We start from the raw sequence: 23,688 nt of genomic DNA, 5'->3' as shown, positions 1-23,688 counted from the left end.
AGGCAGCGACGTCTTTGCTCGTTATACTGTTTTTACATTCATTATTTATGGGTTAATTATGATATATCCTAATATCCTTGCGACAATAGGTAAAACACCTGTAGTAAAAATTAATCGCTTAAACGAAGGGCTTGCCTGCGAACTATATGCAAAATGTGAATTTTTTAATCCAGGTGGCTCTGTTAAGGATAGAATTGGTTTTGAAATGGTAAAACAGGCGGAGCGCGATGGACATATAAGGCCAGGATATACCTTAATTGAACCTACCTCTGGCAACACTGGCATAGGAATTGCGCTAGCAGGTGCTGTTTTAGGATATAATGTAATCATTACCATGCCAAATAAAATGAGCCAAGAAAAACAATTTATTCTAGAACGTTTAGGTGCAACAATTTATCGTACCCCAACTGAAGCTGCATCACATGATCCCGACAGCCATATTTCATTAGCAAAAAGACTTCAACAAGAAATACCTAATTCACATATTCTTGATCAATATGCTAATCCAAATAATCCTAATGCTCATTATTATGGAACGGCGCAAGAAATTATTGATGATTTTGGCAAAGATTTAGATATGGTCGTTGCGGGTGTAGGCACTGGCGGAACTATTTCCGGTATTGCTAAACGCCTTAAGGAATTTAATCCAAATATTAAGATGATTGGTGTTGATCCTGTCGGCTCTATCCTAGGCGGTGGTCATGAGGTTAAGCCCTACCATGTCGAAGGGATTGGTTATGATTTCTTCCCTGATGTTCTCAACAATAATTTAATTGATCAATATATTAAAGTTAATGATGCAGACTCTTTTACCACGGCTAGACGTCTAATTCGTGAGGAGGGCCTACTAATTGGCGGCTCTAGCGGCGCTGCAATGTGGGGTGCATTACAAGCTTGTAAGACGCTAAGCGCTGGAAAAAAATGCTTAGTTATTTTACCGGATTCAGTACGTAATTATATGTCTAAGTTTGTAAATGATACTTGGATGAAGGGTGAAGGTTTCTCACTTGCTTAACTAACAGATAATTTATCTGAATGATTGTTTATGTATAACTGGCTGATTTAGTGAATCATAAACAAAGTCTTCAGCTAATTGACCTGTGCTTATTGCTTCGGCCAGAGCGCGAACCAAATCCTGCATAACTATACCATCATAATTAAGGGTAGTTATATGACTGCCTTTAGTTAAACGTTGTGCAGTCTTTGGCATGAATTCAGCAAAGAAACTCTCGTTGCCATGCTCAATGCCAACGTATTTACTATCATGCGCATCATTATTATTTTTCACGCCTTTAATATAAATATTTAACAACTGCTCTTTAGTAATTTTATTATCACTAATTAAATAATTTAAACGACGCATATTTTCTTCAAGGTCCGCTAATAATTGCCTTTCTTCTGCCGCAATTTGTGCATGAATTGCTTCCATAGCGGGATCTACATCTGCATTATTTGCATTATCTGCATCAGTCTCACTGGCTTCCGGCTCTATAACTGGCTTGAAAGAATGAATGGATTGAAAATTACTATTATTCCTTAAGTAAGGAATATAGTTTGGATCTTCTAATTGAATATGAATGCCTTCAGGCATATTAAACCGCTGTCTAGGACCATATTCTAACTTTAAGGGTAATTCTTTATCACGAGAAACTACACTAATGGTAATAGATATTCCCAATGCATCCGCAAGGGCAGCAAAAGCACTTTTATCGACTGGCGTATTAGGCTTGCGCATATATTCTGGGGAAATATTTTTACCTTTACCACTAAATGCAACCCAGTAGCGTACGGGGTCTTTACATAATTGACTTACTGTAATTTGCCTTAAAGTATAAGCAAATTCAGCTACAAATTTTGCCATTGTTTCAGGTCTATTAATAAGTTGTAATAATCTTTCAGCAGGTGTTAACAATCCTGCTGCTTGTGGCAAAGTAAAATATTTACTGTGTTGTTCTAAAATTTCAACTAACAAAGGTTGATTTAGCCTTCGGCGACTTAAAACATTATCAATAATAGCAGCAGCTACGGCACGAAAACCGCAGTCTTCATGACCAATATCGACTAGGCTACGTTTTGTTAATGTTCCTTGGCTTGAAAAAAAGTTAGTTGCCATAACCTGCTCTTTATATAAGATATTAATACTATTTTATGCAAAAAAGATTAAGAAAATATTAATTATCTAGTTTATATATCATTCAAAAAATAAGCAAGATACTTATTTTTAAAACAAATTTATTGATCTGTTATTAAATGTATAGTTAAGAAGACTTAAAAACACAATATCTGTTTATAAATTTATTAATTACATCAAAAAATTGTTTGTCCCAAAGATCAGTGTGACCTCTTTTTTCAAAATCTACAAATTCTTTAGGCTGGTTGGCCTTTTTATAGAGCTTTATTCCTTCTTGATAAGGAACAATTTCATCCTGTCTACCATGCAAAATTAACAAAGGAGCTTTTATTGTATTAATTCGCGCTAAAGAATTAAATTTATCCCAGGGCGCTAATGGTAACCAGGGGTAATGAAACTTAGCTAGATCAGCTAAACTAGTATAGGGAGATTGCAAAATCAAAGCACAAACTGGATACAGGGAGCCTATTTTAGTAGCTATACCAGTACCTAAGGATTCACCATATAAAATTATTTTATTCAGTGGGACTCTTTGTTCTTGTAGAAATTTAATTGCAGCTTCGCCATCTAAGTAAAGACCTTCTTCTGTAATGCGGCCCTCATTCCCGCCATAACCTCTATATTCAACGAGTAAAACACCATAACCAGCTGTTAGAAAATAACGAATAAATGGCATACGATAGCCAATATGTCCTGCATTGCCATGATAATAAATTAAAGTAGGCCAATTGAGGTTTGCTGGTTTATACCAAGCTAATAGCTTTAATTTATCCTCTGTCATTAAATAAACTTCTTGCATATCATTGGCTGCAAAAAACTGACGTGTTGGCCTTGCCCTTGCTGGAAAATAAATAAGTTGGCGCTGTATAAGATAAATACTTAGTATTGTTACAATGCTAAAAGCTAAAATAAAAATTAAAAATTGTTTAATCATTGTATTCTCTGTGCAGTAGTTAATTAGATATGCACTATGATAGATGACAAAGATTTATCTTATTACGCTCCCTATGGTTATAAGCTACGTTATAAGAAGTGAAACGAAAAAGTATGCCTATCGATTTTTATCAATTGATAGCGATTAACAAATAGTACTTGGTTTAAAAATAGATTATGAATCTACCATTAACAATGATACAACTATAATTTCTTACTCTATAACTAGTAGTATTACCAATTATGTAAAACAATTAGGAGAAGAATTATGGAACAACTTCATGATTCTGACATAGCCAAGTTAAAGGAATTATTACGCCATTTAGGTGAGTTTATAGCCTATTTTGAGGTTGCTGATTCGAAAATGATTGCTTGGCGTCAAGAATTAGAAACTCATTCACAAATCCAAGAAAAAAAGATAAATCATCAACTACAGCATTTACAACATGAACTTGAAGCTTTGCAAGATTTATTAACTCAGGCAGGAATAATTAAATTAAAGTTAAGCATTGAGAAAGCGTTAAAAGATGGTGAAATGCACCTCACTCTACTTCAGGAAATAGGACAAGAGTTATTAACTAACTTGAATATAAAACAGCAAGAAATTAATAAGACCATGGTCTCAGGCCTTAACCAATTAGAACAATATACTTTGCAAGCTTTAAATCAAATTAATGATAAATTAGCAGATTATAACGTTGATCATTTTCGTAAAGTTACCACTGAAAGTTGCTCTTATGTTGAAAAAGTAGCGACTTTGAGTATACGTAAAAGTACGAATCTATTAAAAGCTTTTCAATGGCGAACCATAGCTTTAGCGCTTATTACGACTTTTCTAACTGCTTTCGCAATTAGCCTCTATGTAAGCAGTGAAATGCCTTGGGAGAGCCATCAGCGTGCTTTAAATGAACGGCAAGCAGGCAAAGTATTAATTACAGCTTGGCCACAGCTCTCACATCAAGAAAAAGATAAAATATTAGCTAGTTATATGCAGCAAAAAACTTAACATGTTAATCATTACCGCAAGCATAGTAATCTTAGCCATTATTATTTGGTTCTACCAAAATAAGACAGCGAAGAAAATAAAAAAATGGCAGCAAGCACTTAAGCTTAATATACATCAACCTATATTTAATAAATTGTACTGCGATGTTAATGGCTTTAATCTTTCTAAGATGGCCCGACTTAAACAAGATACAATTGCATTTATATATGGTGAAATTGAATTTGAGTCATTCATCGCGCTGTTATCCCTATGTAAACCACAAGTAAATACAATTTTCTATGACCTAGGTAGTGGCACGGGCAAGGCTGTTATTGCTTGTGCTATGGTATTTAATATTCAAAAAAGCTATGGTATTGAACTTTTAGTTCCTCTTCATAAGTGTGCGCAAAAGCAGCAAGAGCGGCTCGGCCAGTTAGAATCCTATCGGGAAAACGCTAAAAAAATTGTATTTATACAAGGAGATTTTTTACAAAAATCTTTTGTTGATGGCACAATTATTTTTATTAATGCGGCCACTTTTATTGCTGAACTTTGGGAACAGTTGAGTACGCATGTCGAACAAGTCAAACCAGGTACATTGATAATTTCAACTAGCAAAGTACTTAATTCAAAGCGGTTTATCTTAAGGAAAATTGTACCTGTTAGGATGAGCTGGGGTATTGTAAATGCTTTTATCCAACAGCGCTTATCAGATATATAGAAGTCTCATGAATTTTGGCTAACTAAATTAAGTTTTATATTGCAATGATGAGTAAAAGATTGATACAGTTAATTGATAAATTGAATAATTTTGTTCTGAGTCTATACTAAAGATATTAAAGCTTTTGCCTAATCTGTAAATTTTATTTTAATGTTAGGTGCAGGCGTATCAAAAATAGCATTTACAATGCAAAAAAGAAGCACTAAAAGATGAATGCACCTAGCACTAAATAAGATACAGACTCTGTAAAAGCTCTATTGAACTGCTATCTACTATTGTGTCCTAAGAGATAGCAATTTGAAAACGCGGCTAACCGAGGTGGGTATGATTAAATCTGAACTCATAGCAAGCCTTGCTTCCAAAATGACACATCTACCTGAAAAGCAAGTCACAGATAGTATAAACCGCATCCTTGAATTAATGAGTGATGCTTTAGTTAAAGGCCAACGGATTGAAATTCGAGGTTTCGGTAGTTTTTCTCTGCACTATCGACCACCACGCAATGCTCATAATCCTAAAACAGGCGAAAAGGTGGTTACCGAAGCAAAATATAGTCCACACTTTAAGCCTGGAAAAGAATTACGTGAGCGTGTAGATGCTTCACGTGATAAAATTGAGCTAGAAGCAGAAGAGTAGCTGTTAATAGTCTTCTTTTACAACCGTCATGGCTATAATGGCTATAGGTCAATTAAACAAAGGACACCTTAAAAATCAATGTACATAAAGTACATAAATATTTTAAGGTTTCTTCGTTTGACACTGGATCTTAATAGCCTTTTTAAAGAGACTAATTAATTAACAATAACTTAAGTACGCGGTAAGGTAACACCTGTTTGGCCTTGATATTTGCCACCTCTATCACGATAAGAAACAGCACATACTTCATCTGATTCTAGAAATAACATTTGTGCTACCCCTTCATGGGCATAAATTTTAGCGGGTAGTGGGGTAGTATTTGAAAATTCCAAAGTAACATGTCCTTCCCACTCAGGCTCTAATGGCGTGACATTGACAATAATCCCACAGCGTGCGTAAGTTGATTTCCCCAAACAAATTGTTAAAACATTACGTGGGATACGAAAATATTCTATAGTACGAGCTAAAGCAAATGAATTGGGTGGAATAATACAGACATCGGACTTAATATCTACGAAACTATTAGCATCAAAGGCTTTTGGATCAACAATAGCAGAATTAATATTAGTAAAAATTTTAAATTCATCAGCGCAACGTACATCGTAACCGTAACTTGAAACGCCATAGGAGATAATGCGACCACGCTCCTCATTTTCCCTTATTTGGCCTGATTGAAATGGTGAGATCATTCCATGTTCTAAGGCCATTTTTTTTATCCAGCGATCGGATTTAATCGACATGTTAACTCCACTTACTATTTAACTTAGAACTACTCATAAGCCTTTATAATAGTTTAATAATTATAATAAGCTAGACTTAAACTAAGGTAGCTGCTCTTGCAAAAGTATTTAATTTATATACCTCTTCCTAAGCTTAAGTCTAGATGGACATTAAAAATATATGCCTATTTGTGCAACGACTGCATCAGAGGCTCTGCCAGTCCCTATGATAGGAGCATTGATAACGCCTGGTGGCGCAGCGCCATTGGCATAATTATTAGAACCATAATCAATATCATGTCGATATTCAAGGCTCTCAACTGTATCCTTCCAGATAGAAATATTAAATACACCGCTTATACGCTGTTTAGGTATGTTCAAAGCTAAAGCCTCCTTCGTCCATTGGTAGCCAATTGCTGCTGATGCAGGCTTATCCCATATTCTAAAAGTCATTCCTGCCTCAAGCTGAAGCGCTTGCGGTTTAGCTCCACGGTTATTAAAACTTAAATCTTGTACCCTAAATGACTGACCAGCGCCAACCCATTCAGCAGTTAAATTATAGCGATCAAAACTAACATTACCATGTAAATTTAAACCATTAATCTTTCTAACGGCTTCTGAACCATTCGTTAGTGATCCAAACCCGCCGAAAGTAGTTAAAGGAGGAGAGCCATTAATTTGCATACCTTGTGAATCATTAAGCGAGCCAATTAATCCTCCGCCAAATTCACCAAGAAAATCTCCTGAGCCAAATACATAACCTAAATTAAATCCTCCAACGCCACCACGCCCTAACGTTGTATCGGATACAAAACCATATACTGCGGCATAAGGGCCTGGATCATTTTGTGACTTATAACCAAAAATAAACGGTCTAGTTTTGGTACGGGCTAAGGTCATAGTCAGTGGAGAGCTAACCATCGCACTAGCATAGCGGCCAAAAGGGGCATAAAGTTGACCTGCAGTAAAGTAAAAGGGAGACCTATCTAAATCACCGATGTTAACAAACCCCAGATTTAAACTAAATGCTGAATTAGTAATTCTAGGCCCACCTACAGCAGGTGGTGATTCATCATAAGCAATAGAAATAAAGCCTTCTACATCTTTATTTAATATGGCAGCAACATCTAACTCACTTGAGCCTAGAGTAATGTCACCTTGTGAATTGCCACTACGCACTTTACTTAAGCTTGCTATCGGTTCGGTTTTACCACTAACTGCCAAAATGGGTACATTAGGTATAGGGTATCCTATCTGTTGGTAAGCACGAAATAATCGTCGTCGTTGCTGCATCAAACGTATATCACGATTAATACTTGAAATATTAACAATATAATCTGAGCCATCAAAAGCCGGTCTCTCACCCAAATAGGGAGAGGTTACAATTGGCGTACCGGCAATATAAGTAATCACTTGGTTATCTGCAATTAAAGCGGTTGGATAAAAACTAATAGACTCAGGATGAGCTTCAATTGTATGAACCACAATATGGCTTTCTTGAAAGTTGACTACTTTTCCGGCCTTGGCGTTTGTCTGTGCTTCAGTAACGGGTGCTGCTGGGTGATCAACGGGCGTTGCCAAGGTTTGTGCTTTCCGTTTAGAAATTGCTTCTTTTTTTGACTGAGTAGGTATAGATTTGTGTGATCGCTTAGCGTGCTTACTAGGCTCATTTTTAATTTGGCTTTTTAAATGTCCTAATTGCGCCTGTAAGGTTTTTGTCTGCTCCTGTAACTGCTGAATTTGTGCTTGCAACTCGTCTTGGTTAGCTGCATTAATGGTTGTCGATAAAGGGATAGTGGCTAAGGCCAGAATAATTGCTTTAGATTTCACGCGCTATACTCCTGACATATTTTTTTACTTCTTTGTCTTTGCGCTTGCCAACTATTTGCTTCCTAAAAACATGGATTAAACATATTTTTGTTGAACTAAACAAATTTTTAACAAAAAACGCTGATAGATTATATACTCGAGAACAGCAATTGTGCGAGTTTTAATCGATAATTTTGTAAGTTAATTTATAAATTAGCTTTAGAATAACAATTTAAATTCGAGTTTAAACTAGATAGAAAATAATTCTGCTTGAAATTGATTGAGTGGCTTAAGCTTTATTTAGCTTAAGCTTGTCCTCAATCATCACAATATTAGGCACTACCTAACCATTTCACGCCAAAATAGGGACCATATAATCCAAAATTACTAGTAATAATATTAGTAAAACCGATAGTAGGAGTCTCTAAGGCATTAAAGTAATTAAGTGCTTGGAAGCCACCTTCAATATTTAATAAACCTTGCGCAAAAGGATGAGCGTAAGCTGCGCCTACCTTAGCTTCAAAGCTTGGGATTATTCTTTTTCTACTTGCATAAGTTGAGCTAACTATTAAACCATTATTATAAATAGTCATCCCCTCTAACCTTGCTGAGCCGTAGAGTATAGATGCTGAAGTATTAGCAGTTATCCTTAATCCATAAGGAAGTCCGTAAGAATAATCAATACCTATTGTAGGACCAAAGCCATTGAAATCGGCATTAATAGGTTCTCTAACGCCACCAATTGAAGATGCGAAAATCGGGCTAATATTATAAAAATGAAGGCCCTCAACCTGAATCTTTGCAAATTGGCCACCTGCATAAAAACGTGCTTTTTTAAGTAGTCCTAGATCAACATGTTGACCCATAACTAGATTCACTTGTTCAAATTTGTTGGAAACCAAGCCATGAAAATTAGCAGGAAGATTGACTACAGACCCATTAGGTAGTAGTTGCCGATATGCCCCCCTAAAATGTCCAAGATCACTATTATCTACATCATAATGCAGCCAATTCATGGTAATGTCATTACCTGTACTGAAATGATAAGAGCCTTCTACACGATAACCCCATCCAAAATCTGGTTCAATAGCTCTTAAGACACCCGTGTCTGCAGGGAAAAAACTTCGTCCATCAGTATAGAGAGGCTGTAAATATAACGCTTGTACACCCAAATCCCAAAAATTTGTCTCACAAGGTACTGTAACATCACCCGGCACACATGTAGGAACTGGGGGGGCTGAATACATACCAGCTGCAGCAACTCCACTTACCGATAAGCCTAGTATTATTGAAGTGATTTTCTTCACCATTTTTACTCCATTGGTAAAAAAAAACCCATCAACAAGTGATGGGTCATAAAGCTTTTAGATTAGATTAGACGTTGCCAACCCATTTTAGACCAGCATATGGGCCATGGATTGAAAAGTCAGAGTTTCCAAGTCCACTGTTTTGAGCATTAAAGTAGTTAACCCACATATAACCTACGTCTAAAGTTACATCGCCTTGTGGCATAGCGTAAGTGTATGCAGCACCTAACTTAGCTTCTAATTCTGGAACTAATGCATCTCTTTCACCAACAGAACCGACGCCAAAGCCAGAAGTTGTATCAATTACACCAGCAGCGTTACGGAATTTAGTTTCACCGATTAAGAGAGCAGAAGCGCCTTTACCGTAAATTGCTAAGCCATTGCCAAAGTTATACATTAAGTCCATACCAATTCGAGGACCGAAACCATCAAATTTGTTATAACCAGCAGCGCCTGCAGATGGTAAAACGTCAAACACTGAAGGGAAAGCTAATACTCTAAATTCATGCTTAATACGTGCGAACTGAACACCACCATGGAAGCGAATGTCTTTGAACTCACCAAAGTCAACATGTTGACCGAATTCAGCATTAACAGCATCCCACTCAGGTTCAACTCTTACAGTAAGTGGATAGTTACCAGCTGGAATAACTGGAAGAAGTGCACCAGGAGTAGTAACTAGGCCATCTGAACCTGGGAAGTAAACTAAGTAACTTGATCTATTGTCATCGCTACGATAGTGATACCAGTTAACGTTAATATCATTACCAGTGCCGAAATGATAAGAAGCTTCTATTTTAAAGCCCCAATCCCAGTCTGGCTCTATTTCATTGTAATGAGCGCCACCAAAAGGATCAACGTAGAAACCTGCGTAGTGATTAACAACAGGTTGGAGGTACAATGCTTGCGCACCAAAATCCCAAGCCATTCTCTCGCAAGGTACAGTAACACTACCAGGGGTGCACACAGGACCCATGGTTCCAGCAAATACTGCACTGCTACCTAAAGCAAGGACAGCTACTGCTGTTTTTTTTAGATTTAACATGCTTCATCTCCACTTTTTTATTATTAATTTCCGGTTTTTATTGCCAAACCAATCTTGGTGTTGACCGCAGTACGCAATCATCGCTCTAACCGAGAACGTACATGGGCAAATTATCAAACGCCACTTTCGCAAAGTCAACACTATTTCGCTAGAATTTCATCATAATTTTAATTAATTAAGTATCTTGTACCAATATATGTTTTTTTTATAATCACAATAATTAAATGCCCACCATATATAAAATTCGAATTCACTGAAATCTAATTAGTAAATTGCGATTTAAACAAAAATCAAAAAGCCTTTAAATTTAGATAAAAAATACAAGTTGTTGAAAATTTGTTATTATATTTTTTTCATGTTATAAGAATTTATAAAAGATTAAATTCTAATAGTAAATAGAAATTTTACTTAAATTAAAAATATATTTAGTAAAAATTTATTTTTTATAAACTGTATTAACTTTTTTGTCTTAATTAGTAGTAGGATTTTATGGTGCAATTTACAATTACTCGTCCTGATGATTGGCATCTTCATTTAAGAGATGGTTTAGCTCTAAAGCATACTGTTGCAGCAACTGCAAAACACTTTGAAAGGGCATTAGTTATGCCTAATTTAAAACCGCCTTTAACCTCACTTGATAGTCTTTTAAGTTATCGTGAACAAATTTTATTAAATGTTCCTAAAGATTGCTCTTTCAATCCTTTAATGACATTTTACTTAAATGAAGACGTTAAGGCTGATGAGCTTGTTAAGAGCAAATCACATACTTTTATTGTAGGTGCAAAGCTCTATCCAGCTGGGGCAACAACAAATTCAGAGGCAGGAGCACGCTCTTTAAAAAATCTTTATCCTTTATTGGAAGTGATGCAACAAATGGATTTAGTGTTACAAATTCATGGCGAAATTGTACATGGTGATATTTTTGAGCGTGAAGCTAATTTCATTAAAGAAGAGTTAGTGCCTATTATTAAGAATTTTCCTAAATTACGTGTTGTCTTAGAACATATTTCTACAAAAGAGGCTGTAGATTTTATTATTAATACACCTAATAATGTTGCCGCAACAATAACTCCCCATCACCTTCTATATAACCGAAATCATCTGTTAGCAGGTGGGATTAGGCCACATTACTATTGTTTACCTATTTTAAAGCATGAAAACGATCAGCGTGCTCTTCAACAAGCAGCGATCAGTGGTAATCCAAAATTCTTCGCAGGGACTGATAGTGCGCCTCATAGTCAGCAAACAAAAGAAACTGCTTGCGGTTGCGCTGGAATTTATTCAGCCCCCTATGCGGTAGCGCTCTATACTCAAGCATTCGATACACTTAATAAACTTGATAAACTAAATGCTTTTATCAGTCATTTTGGTGCTAATTTTTATCACTTTCCAATTAATAAACAAAAACTAACGCTTATTAAACAAGCCCAACACGTGCCAGCAACCTTACCATTCGGTAATCAAGAAGTTGTGCCTATTGCTGCTGGTAGTACATTATCTTGGAGTGTTTCAGATGAAACAGCACAAAGCTAACAGGGCTTTAAAAGAGCGCTTTCGAGGCTTTCTACCTGTTGTTGTCGATATAGAAACAGCAGGTATCGAACCAACTAAAAATGCTTTGCTGGAAATATGTATTGTCCTAATTTATAAAAATGAGCAAGGTTTATTTTATCCACAGGCCACGTATTTTGAACATATTATTCCTTTTGAGGGCGCTGAATTAGATGAAAAATCGCTGGACTTTTTACAAATTGATCCCTTTCAGCCTTTACGATTTGCTATTAACGAAGCGGAAGCTTTAAAAAATTTATTTGCACCCATTGAACAAGCACTTAAAATAAACCACTGTCAAAAAGCTGTGCTAGTTGGTCATAACGCTTGGTTTGACTTGCTATTTTTAAAAGAAGCGCTTAAAAGAACTAACTTAAAATCACCTTTCCATTCTTTTACCTGTTTTGATACAGCAACGCTTGCAGGCTTTATGTATGGTCAAACCGTGTTAGCTAAAGCAATGGAAGCGGCTGGTATCCCATTTAATAAAAATGAGGCACATTCTGCTGTTTATGATGCAGAAAAAACAGCAGAGCTATTCTGTATGATGTTAAATACCTTGGAAGAAAAGCTAGCAAAAAGATGATTTAAGCTGTGTTAAAGTCATCTTTTTTGAAAAATGTAACAGAGCATACCTAGAAGTAGCTGGGCAACTGACCATAGAAAATCATTTCCTTGTGGCCACCTGCTAGGCTTTGAAAACCCGTCTTAAGTAAATATCGTGCCATGCTAATAGCACGATATTTACTATATAAACTATAATTCTTCAGAATAAGTAGATAAATATTCTGCTACTCCTGTAGGAGAAGCTTTCATGCCTGCCTTTCCTTTTTGCCAACCAGCAGGACAAACTTCACCATTTTCTTCAAAAAATTGAATAGCATCAATGATACGAATTAATTCATCTATATTACGGCCAATGGGTAAATCATTGACTATTTGAGAGCGAACTATACCCTTATTATCAATAACAAAGGCGCCTCGAAAAGCTACGCCAGCTATCGGATGCTCTACACCATAAGATTGACAAATACTATGAGTAATATCGGCTACCAACGTATATTCTACAGGCCCTATTCCACCATCTTTTATAGCTGTATTGCGATAAGCATTATGGGTAAATTGTGAATCAATAGATACAGCAACTACTTCTACATTACGTTTCTTAAATTCATCCATACGTCGATTTAGTGCAATCAACTCAGAAGGACAGACAAAAGTAAAATCGAGCGGATAAAAGAAAATCAAACCATATTTATTAAGTAAGGCTGTATGCAAATTAAACTTATCAACAATATCACCATTACCTAAAACTGCAGAAACAGTAAAATCAGGGGCCTTTCGCCCGACTAAAACAGACATTTAAATCTCCTCAATTCAGTGCATTGCACCTTATTACTTAAGTCAAAAGCGTTGGTTTGTCAGTAAATAAAAACAGTCATCTTTTTACTTAATGTAAAATCAATTATTAAAATCTAGAGAGCTACCGCTTCACGCAATAATAATTCTAATTCGCCTTGTTGATAAAGCTCCGTAATAATATCAGAGCCACCAATCAATTTGCCTTTTACATAAAGTTGAGGAAAGGTAGGCCAATCAGCGTATTGAGGTAGAGTTTGTCGAATATCGGGATTGGCTAAAATATCTACATAAGCAAAATCAACTCCACAAGCATCAATACATTGTACTGCACGAGCAGAAAAGCCGCATTGAGGCATTTTTGGAGTACCTTTCATATAGAGTAATATTGTATTTTCAGCAATCTGCTGTTTAATTTTATTAAATGTTTCCGTTGTATCCACTGACGTCACCTCTATAATTAAATGAGCCTAATTATGGCGAAAATACGAGCAATTCGCAACTTAAAGATTGGTTGTTCAATAGGCTAATAAATTGAAATTTATTACGATAAATGCAGTAACACCTTCTATTATAGATTATTTTAGCTTACATTTGCGCAGTATACCTTTTCCAAACTAACATTAATGGCCAATCGCAGCCGAAAAAAGTCTCCAAAATGCTCATGTACTTCATGTACACTGCGCTTTTTCAGCTTTTTTTCAACTGACCTTGTCTCATTACTGCCAGCTTGGAAAGAGGTTTAGTACATGAGGACTTAATTCAATTTGATTGATTTTAAAGAATTTACCAAGCAACAAGAAGTCTAATCACATTGAAATTGAATATGTTAAACATCCTGCTAAACTTATCATTTTAACTCTTAATGGAGATTTCTATGGCATTTACACTTCCGGCCCTACCTTACGCGATGGATGCACTTACACCACATATTTCTAAAGAAACCTTAGAGTATCATTACGGCAAACATCATAATGCTTATGTAACCAATTTAAATAAATTAATTACCAATACAGAGTTTGAAAACCAAAGTTTAGAAGACATTATAAAAAACTCAACAGGTGGAATATTTAACAATGCCGCACAAGTTTGGAATCATACTTTTTATTGGCATTGTCTAAGTCCAAATGGCGGCGGTGAGCCACAAGGTAAACTTGCCGATGCAATAGCAAAAACTTTTGGGTCTTTTGAGGATTTTAAAGAGAAATTTTCACAAGCGGCTATTACAACCTTTGGCTCTGGCTGGGCTTGGTTAGCTCAAGATGATACTGGTAAATTACAAATTATAAGTACAAGTAATGCTGATACTCCAATGACTAAGGGACAAAAAGCCTTATTAACATGTGATGTCTGGGAGCATGCTTATTATATTGATTATCGTAATGCTAGGCCTGATTATGTCAAAGCCTTCTGGTCTCTTGTAAATTGGGATTTTGTAGCAGATAATTTAGGTTAAATTTTAATCTTATAATTTGCCGTTTAAATTTATTTAAAATAAACATCTATAGCGGCTTTGTAAATAATAGACTTCTTCGGAAATTGTTAGCATTTAAGTTAAATATTCTACGTAAGAAAGCTAAAAAGCAAGGTAGACAAGTATTCTGTAGTGCTTTCTTCCTATAGAAATTAGTCTACAATTGCCGTTTCCGAAAGAGTCTAATGAGGAGTTGTAATGACATTAATTACGAGTTATAGCCCTATTCCTATCACTTTTACTCACGGCGAAGGTGTTTGGCTTTATGATGAAGATGGCAAGTCTTATTTAGATGGTTTAAGCGGTATTGCGGTATGTGGTTTAGGCCATGCACATCCAGATGTTACACATACTATTCAACAACAAGCTGCTAAATTGCTACATACCTCTAATGTTTTTCAAATTAAAGAGCAGCAACTACTTGCTGAAAAATTAACCAAACTTACAGGGATGGAGCAGGCTTTTTTTGCTAATTCTGGTGCCGAAGCAAATGAAGCAGCTATTAAACTGACGCGACTTTATGGTCATAGTAAAGGGATAGACACTCCCTCCATTATTGTAATGGATAGAGCTTTTCATGGACGAACTATGGCAACATTAACCGCATCAGGAAGCCGTAAAGTTCAAGCAGGATTTGAGCCTTTAGTACCAGGTTTTATCAGAGCACCCTTTAATGATATTGAAGCATTAAAAACAATTGCTCAAAATCGTGATGATATTGTTGCGATTATGGTAGAACCTATCCAAGGCGAAGGCGGTATTTATGTAGCAGATGATTCTTATTTACGAGCAGTAAGAGAATTATGTGATCAATATGAATGGTTACTTATTTTAGACGAAATTCAAACAGGCAATGGCCGTACAGGAAAACTGTTTGCCTATATGCATAACAATATTTATCCAGATATTTTAACTACAGCAAAAGGCTTAGGGAATGGGGTACCAATTGGTGCTTGTCTAATGCGTGGTAATGCCTGTAACCTCTTTAAACCTGGAAATCATGGTTCTACATTTGGTGGGAATCCTCTAGCATGCGCCACAGCTCTTACCGTTTTAGACGTTATTGAACGCGATAACTTGTGTGAAAAAGCTAAATACAGTGGCAACCTAATTAAAGAAAAGTTAATGCAAGAATTAGGTTCAAACGTATGCGCCATTCGTGGCCGTGGTCTAATGATTGGCATTGAGCTTGACAGACCTGCAGCAAATGCCAGAAAAATAGGTCTTGAGCATGGAGTTATATTTAATGTTACTGCTGATAACGTTATCCGTTTACTACCACCCCTTATTATTAGCGAAGATGAAGTTAATGAGCTAGTTAAGCGTGTTGTAACCACATTGCATGAATTTCTAGAAAATTAAATATTTTAATTTTTTAAATAAATAAGCGGTTAGATTTAACTTCAATCTGGACTAAAATAATACCAAGAAAACGTAGAGTAGCATGCTACATAAGCACGTTTTAAAGTGTTATTTTAGTTCAAAGTGCTATATACAACTTTTTGGTAAACGAGGAGCTCTCCTACCAGTTGATTGTAACGATTTATTAGAAGCAGCTAAGCTGACCGCTATTGTGTGTGCAAAGCCTTTCTTACTTTAAAAATTGAAGCTTTGTCCCCTACACACAAACCCTAAAAAACCGTCAGCTTTTGCATTAGGTAAATCGCTCGCATTATAGTGATAAAGCCACATTTTGCGCTTAATTTCTGCTGGCAATTGTTTTAACTCATTATAGTGAGCATGTACACCAGACTTATTTTTCTGCGTTTCACAATCATGAAAAATAAGGTCTACTTCTTTATCTAAATGTTGAAGTAAGTAAGGGTTATATTGCGTATCAGTAGAATAAAATATTCGTGTTGCGCCATGAGTAAATAGAAGGCCATAACATGGTACTAACTGATAATTATTATAAACATGAATGACTTGTATTAGTCTAAATTGAATATTTTGCCATGTAAACGAGTGTTCGTTGCCTATAGTAACTACATCAAAATAAGTTGATAATGATGGCTTTTGATAAGTTAACGTACTCAAGCCACCTACAAGAGAGTGTTCCCAGAGTTCATCAACAATTTTTGCTGAAACAAATAAAGTAGGCTTTTGCTGATAATCCTCATCAAAATAAGTTGATAATGCTAACCATTCTAAGCCCCCAATATGATCGCTGTGCAAATGACTAATATAGACATTACGGATGTCTCGATAACTACGATTTAGGGCAAACAGTGAAAAACGTAAATCAGTACCAGCATCAATTAATAAGGAATCATGATTACTTTCTAAAAGTACATTGGATTGGAAATTATCTTTTCCTACAGTAAATGCAGCACCGGTGCCCAAAAAAGTTATTGTCAATGACATAACGTAATCCTAAATAGTTAAATCGATTGTTCGGAAAAGGATTTCATCATTTTCAAACCAAGCCTTAGTAATTGAATATTCGGGCAGCTCAATCCAAGTTGTTCTATTAGTAGTTAAAGGCTCAGAGGCAAATAAAATATTTTTTCGTTTATTACCGTACATTTTATAAATACCTCCACTGCTACCATAGGACTCGCCAAAAGTTGCCCATAGACTGTGATATTCTAAAAATGCTCTTTGTACATTATTCTCATTATGGCCGAAATCATAAACAAAGCGAGTTACAATTAAATAATTACCATTAGTCAAAAATAAATTAACAGGAGAAGCAATCTTAATGCCAAGCTTTGCTCTAATTCGGCGAACAATAGCAAGTGTTTTAATAACAGCGTCGCATGCCTCGTTTACACTAACCTCTTGAGTATAATCAGGTAGCTGGGATAGAAATAAAGCATATAACCATTCGCTATCAGTTGTCCCTTTTATTTGCGCAAAAACAGATGGTTTCATTTCTTGACTTAATGCATATTTCATTTCAGCCATGTTAGCTAAGCTACCATTATGGGCAAAAGCAATTTGGGTCGTTTCAAATTTAAATGGATGAATATTTTGTTCAGAAATAATTTCATTAGTACTGTATTCAACACCTCTAACATGAGCAAGAAAACAATTTGCCCATATTTTTTTAGATAAACGATATAAATTCTTATCAAAAAAAGGTAATGCTGTCGTTTTATAATAATAAGGCATCATAGACTCAAGCGAGCTAGATGACCAGGCACAAAAACCTAAACCCGCCAAATTCTGAATATGTTGCATTAATTTAGGCGCATAACTTTGATGCGCTAAAGAATTATCAGGCGCATATAATAAATCGTATAAAACTACTTCCTGTTTTCCCAAATAAATAAGAACCCTACACATACACCCTCATGAAGTAAAATTTAGGTATTCACAATTAATTCTTATACATTGTCTATTTATTATAGAAAGCCAATGAACAAAGGCAGTGTGCACATACTGACTTAACTTATAAAAAATCTCTGGCTCAGTGTGTTTTAATTGTTGATATTGATTAATATCTAACTCAAGAATTATACTTTCCTCACAAGTTACAAATTCAAACACTGATTTTAAATTTTGGGTAAAAAATTGTTGTAAAAATAAATCCCCAATACTAATAATACCTATAGATTTAATTAAGTTTTTTTCTTTAGCTAAAAAAAACATAACGGCGCCTGAAAAAACCAAACCAATTTTTCCTAGAATTTGTTCATTTAATTGATATCCTCTATCATATAATTTGACTTGCATAAAAGTTAAAAGTTTATCAATCTGCGCTTTGGTAAGTGCATTTAAAAAGGCTAATTTATCCAAAAGTTGTCTATTTATCGCTTTGATATTTAACTCTTGATAAGTGGCTTTATTACTTGGTAGAGAATGCGCGTGATCAGAATATAAATTATGGTTTGTCTGCAAAGTTAATAAAGTATTAATTAACTGACTGCCGTCACAAATAATCTTTTGATTAGTTTGTTTAGCAATAGCATATTCAATTTTAAAAGCAATCTCTGGGTAGAGAATACGTAATGCATTTAAAACAGCGCGTTTAAGTAAAAGGCAGTTCACTGAGGTTTTAGCTACAATAGTTGCGGTCGTTAAATCATCTGTAAGAAAAGCAACTTCACTAAAAATTTGTGATTCAACTAAAATAGATTTTTGCTTTATACTGTCGCCTGGTAATGTGATATAAACTGCAACTTGCCCTGTTTCGATAATGTAAAGATACTCACTAAAACAACCCTGAGAAATAATTAAATCGCCTGCTTCAAAAGAAGCTTTAGTAATAAACTTCGTTAAAAAGAGTAGTTCTTTTTCGGTAAAATTAGAAAAAAAACCTCTAGCCCTACTACTTTTACTTACTATTCCCATATCATATAGCCCATTGTGCAACAGGTAACTCTTGCTCCTGATTATGTAAATAAACTTCTAATAAGTTATGAAAATCGCGACCATATTTACTAATAAATTGACACTGCCAAGCGCTACCATTCATCCTTTTATCGATACGTTCAGCGATGATATCTAGATATAGTTCAATATCGCTATTATTGATACCTAATGCTAATAGGCCTTTACGGGCTTTAGGAATTAATTCTTTTAACAGCAAACAAGCATTCATTTTTTTACCTAAAAACCATGTAAACTGTGCATTAAATCCGTGCCTTGCTGCTTCAAAAAAATTATTTTTAGCTAAGTAAAAAGGCAATAAATGCTCTATGGATGTTGATTGCAAAGAAAAGTAACTTAACAACCCATAAAAGAAAGCAGCATTAGCTATCATATCTATAATTGTAGGCCCTGTAGACAAACCACGATGCTCAATCCTTAAATGAGGCTGACCTTTATTATTAAAATCAATAACGGGCCTATTCCATCGGTAAATAACACTATTTTGCCGCCTAACATGAAACATGTTATCGATTGATGATTTATAAGAAATTTCTGGTATAAGCCGAGGAAAAAATTGATAGTTTTGATCAAAGAGTTCAAAAAATGAATTTTTTAAATAACTGATACCGAACATACAGCATTTAAAACCTAGAGCTCTATCAAAACGCGGTAAAGTCAATGCTTGCTCAAAGAGAAAAACTCTTGTATCAGCGAAAATATGTTTACCTAAGAGAAAAGGACTATTACAGGCTAAAGCAAGCATAGGTCCAGCAATAGCCTGTGCAATATTATAATATTTTACGGATTGACTCAGACCCATTTGAATATGGATTTGAAATGCGGAAATCAAGCCGTTAATAGTTAAAGAATGTAGTGGTAATTTAAGATGCTCGGCGCCTAAGAGATCTATTAAAATTGGTTTACCACTACAATGCTCCCAAATACAACTGTTAATAAGATGATAGCGCTTTTTATTAGTTAAGTATTTAATTGCCAGGTGTTTTTCAGTTGCCGTAGGCAACGTACCAATTAATGCTAAATGATAGTGATTTCGTCGAGCTACATCACAACATTGTTGCCAAAATTTTAAAACATTTTGATGTAACTTACTTAAGCCATCTTTACATAAATGAACATGGCAGGTATTAATTTCTAAGTGTGCTTTGCCCACTTCTGGAATTAGTGCAGCGTCATTAACTTTCTTTATAAACTTTAAATTATCCGGTGCCGGATTATACTTATCATCTAGTAAAAATAATTCAATTTCAGCACCTGCTTCTAATTCTCTTTCAATAAAAATTTGCTCAATAAACCACTGCTCAAGTAAGTTAGTTTCTGCAAGAAGACGCTTATCAAATTCACGATATCGCAGCTTGCTAATTTTCGTATGATTCTTACTAGACATATTAGCCTTATAATAAAATACTAAATATCGTCTTAATAAAATTAAAGATATGACTGAAATTATAGTATATTGCTAATTAGTTATGCTTTATGTGGGATTAGTAATAACGTTAACTTCATGCTTCATGTAGGTTAGTTTTAAGGTTTTTTTTCTTCCATTAACAGAAGAAAGTGCCCACAAGACGGATAAAATAAATAAGAAGATAACATTTTTAAGAGCGCCCTTATGGGGAGGGAGAAAGAACCTTAAGCTGATAGCTATGGGCCAGAGCCCATCAAGTTCTCTTAAGTTAATGCTATTAGCTGAGCTATCACCGCTTTATTCAGCAATAATGAGCTAGAAATCTAATCTTAGTTGGTAGTACGCTGACGTAAGACTTCGTATAAAGATACAGCAGCAGCTACAGAAACATTCAAGCTTTCTACACTTCCTATCATAGGGATAGAAAACAAGGCATCACAGTGTTCACGTGTTAAACGTCGCATGCCATGACCTTCCGCACCAAATACAAGAGCAATTGGTACCTTAAAATCAAGTGTGTAAATAGTGTCGCTTGCCTCACCAGCAGCGCCATAAATCCAAAAGCCTTCTTTTTTTAAGGCTTCTAAAGTACGTACTAAATTGGTAACTCGCACTAAAGGAATAGTCTCAGCAGCACCGCAGGCTACTTTACTTACTATGGGCGTCAGGTTTGCACTTTTATCTTTTGGTAGAATAACAAAATCCACTCCAGTTGCGTCAGCGGTGCGTAAACAGGCACCTAAATTATGTGGATCCGTTACTGAATCTAAAATTAAAAGCAAGGGCGGTTTTTTGCTTTTCTGTAATAATGAAGTTAAGTTTCCTTCATTAAAATTAGGTAATTCCCCTACATAGGCCACTACGCCTTGATGTTTACTCTGTGGGAAGCGTTGATTCATTTGTTGTGCTGTTAACCGTTCAATAGCGATATTACGTGCTAAGGCTAGCTCAAGTAATAGTTGAACGCGTTGGTCATGACGCTCAGCATTAAGTAATAACTTGTTTACTACACGTTGTCCTTGATTTAGCAGAGCAGTTACAGCGTGCAAACCATATATAATCTGCTCACTCATTATTTTCCTCAGCTTCTGCTAATTCAAAATCAATTTTACGTTCATCTAAATCAACGCGGGCCACTAAAACTCTAATTTTATCACCAAGGCGATAATTTTGGCCGCAACGCATTCCTCTTAAACGATGCTTTACAGCATCAAACTCATAATAATCATTTTTTAATGAAGTAACATGCACAAGCCCTTCCACAAAGATATCATCCAATTCAACAAAAATACCAAAACCTGTAACAGCTGAAATAGTACCATTAAATGTTTGCCCAAGCTTATCTTGCATATACTCACATTTCAACCAGGTAATTACTTCTCGAGTAGCCTCATCAGCTCGCCGTTCTGTTGCAGAACATGTTTTACCTAACCGATTCATATCCTCTTCGGTATAAGCAAAATCTTCAATCGGCTGATTATCAATTAAATGTCCGATAGCACGATGAATAAGTAAATCGGGATAACGTCTTATTGGAGAAGTAAAATGTGTATAAGCTGGATAAGCTAATCCAAAATGGCCATCATTCTTTTCAGCATACTGAGCTTGTTTTAACGAACGCAAAATAACCGTTTCAATTAGATGTTTCTCAGGCTTATCGCCAATAGATGCAATAGTGGCTTGGAAATCTTTGGGATGTGGCTTTTTACCACCACCTAAACGCAGCCCCAATTCGCCTAAAAATTGACGAAGTGCCATAATTTTATCTTCATCAGGCGTAGCATGAACGCGGTATAGGGCAGGAATTCCTGCTTTTTCCAAAAAACGTGCTGTAGCAACGTTAGCAGCTAGCATGCATTCTTCAATTAGTCGATGTGCATCATTACGTACAATAGGAACGATCCGTTGAATTTTTCTGTTTTCATCAAATTCAATGGAGGTTTCTGTTGTATCGAAATCCATTGCGCCTCGTTTTTTACGAGCTTGTAATAGTACTTTATAAAGGCTGTATAAATCTTGTAGATTCGCCCAAACTGCCTGTTTAACTGTATCTACCGTATTTGTTTCAAGCCAGTTTGCAACTTGCGTATAAGTTAGACGCGCTTGGGAATGAAAAACAGCTCGATAAAATTTAGATCGGGTAATTTTTCCTTCCGCACTTATTGACATCTCTGCCACTATACATAATCTATCAACATGAGGATTTAACGAACAAATTCCATTTGATAAGGCTTCTGGTAACATAGGCACAACTTTGCCAGGAAAATAAACTGAATTTCCGCGCCGTGCTGCTTCCTTATCTAGAAGAGAGCCAACTGGAACATAATAACTAACATCAGCAATAGCGACATAAAGCTGATAACCGCCCTTCGCTTTTTTATAACAATAAACAGCGTCATCAAAATCTTTAGCATCTTCACCATCAATTGTTACAAAAGGAAGATGTCTTAAGTCAGTCCGGCCCTTACATTGTTCTGGCGTAACATGCTGTGGAATTTTAGCAACAGAGGCTACTACCTCTTCAGGCCATTGCGCTGGAATACCATGTGCAAAGATGGCTACCTCAATTTCCATACCAGGAGCCATATGCTCACCTAATATGTGCATAACCTTGCCTATTGCTTGGTTACGTTTACTAGGAAACGCGATGACTTCAACTAAAACGATTTGCCCCTGTCTTGCGTTATTAGCAAACTCTAGTGGTATAGAAATATCTTGCGTTAAGCGCTTATTATCAGGAATAACGAAACCTACTCCTTGTTCGGTAAAAAACCGGCCGACTACAGTGACGTTGACATGTTCAATAACTTCATGGATTTTGCCTTCTAATCGCCCACGTCTATCCTGGCCACTTTGATAAGCAAGAACCGTATCACCATGCATAACTGTACGCATTTCAGTGGCTGATAAAACCATGTCATCACTGCCATCATCTGGGATAAAAAAACCATACCCGTCTGGATGACCTTGTATTGTTCCCTTTTTTAAATTTATACGTTGTAGTAGACAAAATCTGTTACGTCGATCTTGCATAATTTGGCCATCACGTAACATTGCCTTTAATCGAAATCCTAGCGCTTCTTGCTCATTTTCTGAGTGAAGATCTAACTTATTTATTAATTGATTTCGAGACATAGGGCGACCATATTCTTCTAGCACCTGCATAATTAATTCCCGGCTAGGAATAGGTAAGCCATATTTTTCTTTTTCCCGCTTATAATGGGGATCTTTATTTTTTTTACTCACAAGCACCACGTTTATTAGTTTAATATAAA

General features: G+C 35.7%; 22 protein-coding genes. 8 read left to right on the top strand and 14 right to left on the bottom strand.

All coding sequences use genetic code 11. From position 1 onward, the window contains the following. Positions 1 to 58: 58 nt before the first annotated feature. Complete coding sequence (locus tag ACNVED_RS00770) at positions 59 to 1,015, top strand: PLP-dependent cysteine synthase family protein (protein WP_419419871.1); 957 nt, start codon at positions 59 to 61, stop codon at positions 1,013 to 1,015. A gap of 12 nt (positions 1,016 to 1,027) precedes the next feature. On the opposite strand, the gene ACNVED_RS00765 is transcribed toward ACNVED_RS00770, so the two are convergent. Both ACNVED_RS00765 and ACNVED_RS00760 read right to left on the bottom strand, forming a co-directional pair. Then, a complete protein-coding gene (locus tag ACNVED_RS00765) occupies positions 1,028 to 2,113 on the bottom strand; it encodes a hypothetical protein (RefSeq protein WP_419419870.1) in 1,086 nt (361 codons plus the stop codon). Positions 2,114 to 2,258: 145 nt separating this feature from the next. Further along, a complete protein-coding gene (locus tag ACNVED_RS00760) occupies positions 2,259 to 3,065 on the bottom strand; it encodes an alpha/beta hydrolase (protein WP_419419869.1) in 807 nt (268 codons plus the stop codon). Positions 3,066 to 3,332: 267 nt separating this feature from the next. On the opposite strand from ACNVED_RS00760, the gene ACNVED_RS00755 reads away from it, so the two are divergent. The 3 genes from ACNVED_RS00755 to ACNVED_RS00745 all read left to right on the top strand — a co-directional run bounded on the left by ACNVED_RS00755 (position 3,333) and on the right by ACNVED_RS00745 (position 5,406). Beyond that, positions 3,333 to 4,070: a hypothetical protein gene (locus ACNVED_RS00755; protein ID WP_419419868.1), complete on the top strand. Its 738-nt coding sequence runs from the start codon at positions 3,333 to 3,335 to the stop codon at positions 4,068 to 4,070. Position 4,071: 1 nt separating this feature from the next. Continuing rightward, on the top strand, positions 4,072 to 4,770 hold the full coding sequence (locus ACNVED_RS00750) for a methyltransferase (protein WP_419419867.1): 699 nt from the start codon (positions 4,072 to 4,074) through the stop codon (positions 4,768 to 4,770). Positions 4,771 to 5,067: 297 nt separating this feature from the next. Beyond that, complete coding sequence (locus tag ACNVED_RS00745) at positions 5,068 to 5,406, top strand: integration host factor subunit beta (protein WP_419419866.1); 339 nt, start codon at positions 5,068 to 5,070, stop codon at positions 5,404 to 5,406. A 170-nt stretch (positions 5,407 to 5,576) separates the two neighbouring features. Here ACNVED_RS00745 and dcd read toward each other — a convergent pair whose 3' ends face one another. The 4 genes from dcd to ACNVED_RS00725 all read right to left on the bottom strand — a co-directional run bounded on the left by dcd (position 5,577) and on the right by ACNVED_RS00725 (position 10,286). Next, positions 5,577 to 6,146, bottom strand: coding sequence for a dCTP deaminase (dcd, locus tag ACNVED_RS00740; RefSeq protein WP_419419865.1), 570 nt, complete (start codon positions 6,144 to 6,146; stop codon positions 5,577 to 5,579). Positions 6,147 to 6,296: 150 nt separating this feature from the next. Beyond that, positions 6,297 to 7,955, bottom strand: coding sequence for an LbtU family siderophore porin (locus ACNVED_RS00735; RefSeq protein WP_419419864.1), 1,659 nt, complete (start codon positions 7,953 to 7,955; stop codon positions 6,297 to 6,299). Positions 7,956 to 8,266: 311 nt separating this feature from the next. After that, positions 8,267 to 9,244: an Lpg1974 family pore-forming outer membrane protein gene (locus ACNVED_RS00730; RefSeq protein ID WP_419419863.1), complete on the bottom strand. Its 978-nt coding sequence runs from the start codon at positions 9,242 to 9,244 to the stop codon at positions 8,267 to 8,269. A 64-nt stretch (positions 9,245 to 9,308) separates the two neighbouring features. Next, complete coding sequence (locus tag ACNVED_RS00725; RefSeq protein WP_419419862.1) at positions 9,309 to 10,286, bottom strand: Lpg1974 family pore-forming outer membrane protein; 978 nt, start codon at positions 10,284 to 10,286, stop codon at positions 9,309 to 9,311. A 489-nt stretch (positions 10,287 to 10,775) separates the two neighbouring features. Between ACNVED_RS00725 and pyrC the strand changes: the two genes are divergently transcribed. Continuing rightward, a complete protein-coding gene (gene pyrC / locus ACNVED_RS00720) occupies positions 10,776 to 11,819 on the top strand; it encodes a dihydroorotase (protein WP_419419861.1) in 1,044 nt (347 codons plus the stop codon). Continuing rightward, positions 11,800 to 12,423 (top strand): ribonuclease T, encoded by a 624-nt coding sequence (gene rnt / locus ACNVED_RS00715; protein WP_419419860.1) that lies wholly within the window; start codon positions 11,800 to 11,802, stop codon positions 12,421 to 12,423. The genes pyrC and rnt overlap by 20 nt, the downstream gene beginning before the upstream one ends. A 170-nt stretch (positions 12,424 to 12,593) precedes the next feature. Here the strand turns inward: rnt and ACNVED_RS00710 are convergent, their stop codons facing one another. Continuing rightward, positions 12,594 to 13,199: a peroxiredoxin gene (locus tag ACNVED_RS00710; RefSeq protein ID WP_419419859.1), complete on the bottom strand. Its 606-nt coding sequence runs from the start codon at positions 13,197 to 13,199 to the stop codon at positions 12,594 to 12,596. Between the two features lie 113 nt (positions 13,200 to 13,312). After that, entirely contained in the window at positions 13,313 to 13,639 is a 327-nt protein-coding gene (gene grxD, locus ACNVED_RS00705; protein WP_419419858.1) for a Grx4 family monothiol glutaredoxin, read from the bottom strand. A gap of 434 nt (positions 13,640 to 14,073) precedes the next feature. Between grxD and ACNVED_RS00700 the strand changes: the two genes are divergently transcribed. Both ACNVED_RS00700 and ACNVED_RS00695 read left to right on the top strand, forming a co-directional pair. Beyond that, positions 14,074 to 14,652 carry a superoxide dismutase gene (locus tag ACNVED_RS00700; RefSeq protein ID WP_419419857.1) on the top strand — a complete coding sequence of 193 codons (579 nt, stop codon included), beginning with the start codon at positions 14,074 to 14,076 and terminating at the stop codon, positions 14,650 to 14,652. 216 nt (positions 14,653 to 14,868) lie between these two features. Further along, the gene (locus ACNVED_RS00695; protein WP_419419856.1) at positions 14,869 to 16,032 is read left to right on the top strand and encodes an aspartate aminotransferase family protein; all 1,164 of its coding nucleotides are present in this window, start codon (positions 14,869 to 14,871) and stop codon (positions 16,030 to 16,032) included. Positions 16,033 to 16,266: 234 nt separating this feature from the next. Here ACNVED_RS00695 and ACNVED_RS00690 read toward each other — a convergent pair whose 3' ends face one another. The 6 genes from ACNVED_RS00690 to rnr form a co-directional block, all read right to left on the bottom strand. After that, positions 16,267 to 17,034, bottom strand: coding sequence for an MBL fold metallo-hydrolase (locus ACNVED_RS00690; RefSeq protein ID WP_419419855.1), 768 nt, complete (start codon positions 17,032 to 17,034; stop codon positions 16,267 to 16,269). Between the two features lie 9 nt (positions 17,035 to 17,043). Further along, positions 17,044 to 17,958: a class II glutamine amidotransferase gene (locus ACNVED_RS00685; protein ID WP_419419854.1), complete on the bottom strand. Its 915-nt coding sequence runs from the start codon at positions 17,956 to 17,958 to the stop codon at positions 17,044 to 17,046. Between the two features lie 6 nt (positions 17,959 to 17,964). After that, on the bottom strand, positions 17,965 to 18,966 hold the full coding sequence (locus ACNVED_RS00680) for a cyclic nucleotide-binding domain-containing protein (RefSeq protein ID WP_419419853.1): 1,002 nt from the start codon (positions 18,964 to 18,966) through the stop codon (positions 17,965 to 17,967). Position 18,967: 1 nt separating this feature from the next. Further along, positions 18,968 to 20,392, bottom strand: coding sequence for a hypothetical protein (locus tag ACNVED_RS00675; protein ID WP_419419852.1), 1,425 nt, complete (start codon positions 20,390 to 20,392; stop codon positions 18,968 to 18,970). A gap of 350 nt (positions 20,393 to 20,742) precedes the next feature. Continuing rightward, positions 20,743 to 21,486 (bottom strand): 23S rRNA (guanosine(2251)-2'-O)-methyltransferase RlmB, encoded by a 744-nt coding sequence (gene rlmB / locus ACNVED_RS00670; RefSeq protein ID WP_419419851.1) that lies wholly within the window; start codon positions 21,484 to 21,486, stop codon positions 20,743 to 20,745. Further along, positions 21,479 to 23,659 carry a ribonuclease R gene (gene rnr / locus ACNVED_RS00665; protein ID WP_419419850.1) on the bottom strand — a complete coding sequence of 727 codons (2,181 nt, stop codon included), beginning with the start codon at positions 23,657 to 23,659 and terminating at the stop codon, positions 21,479 to 21,481. The genes rlmB and rnr overlap by 8 nt, the downstream gene beginning before the upstream one ends. Between the last annotated feature and the right edge of the window lie 29 nt (positions 23,660 to 23,688).

The sequence above is a fragment of the Legionella sp. D16C41 genome, assembly GCF_048541585.1.
GTDB lineage: Bacteria > Pseudomonadota > Gammaproteobacteria > Legionellales > Legionellaceae > Legionella_C.
This window is presented reverse-complemented; position numbering and strand designations above follow the sequence as displayed.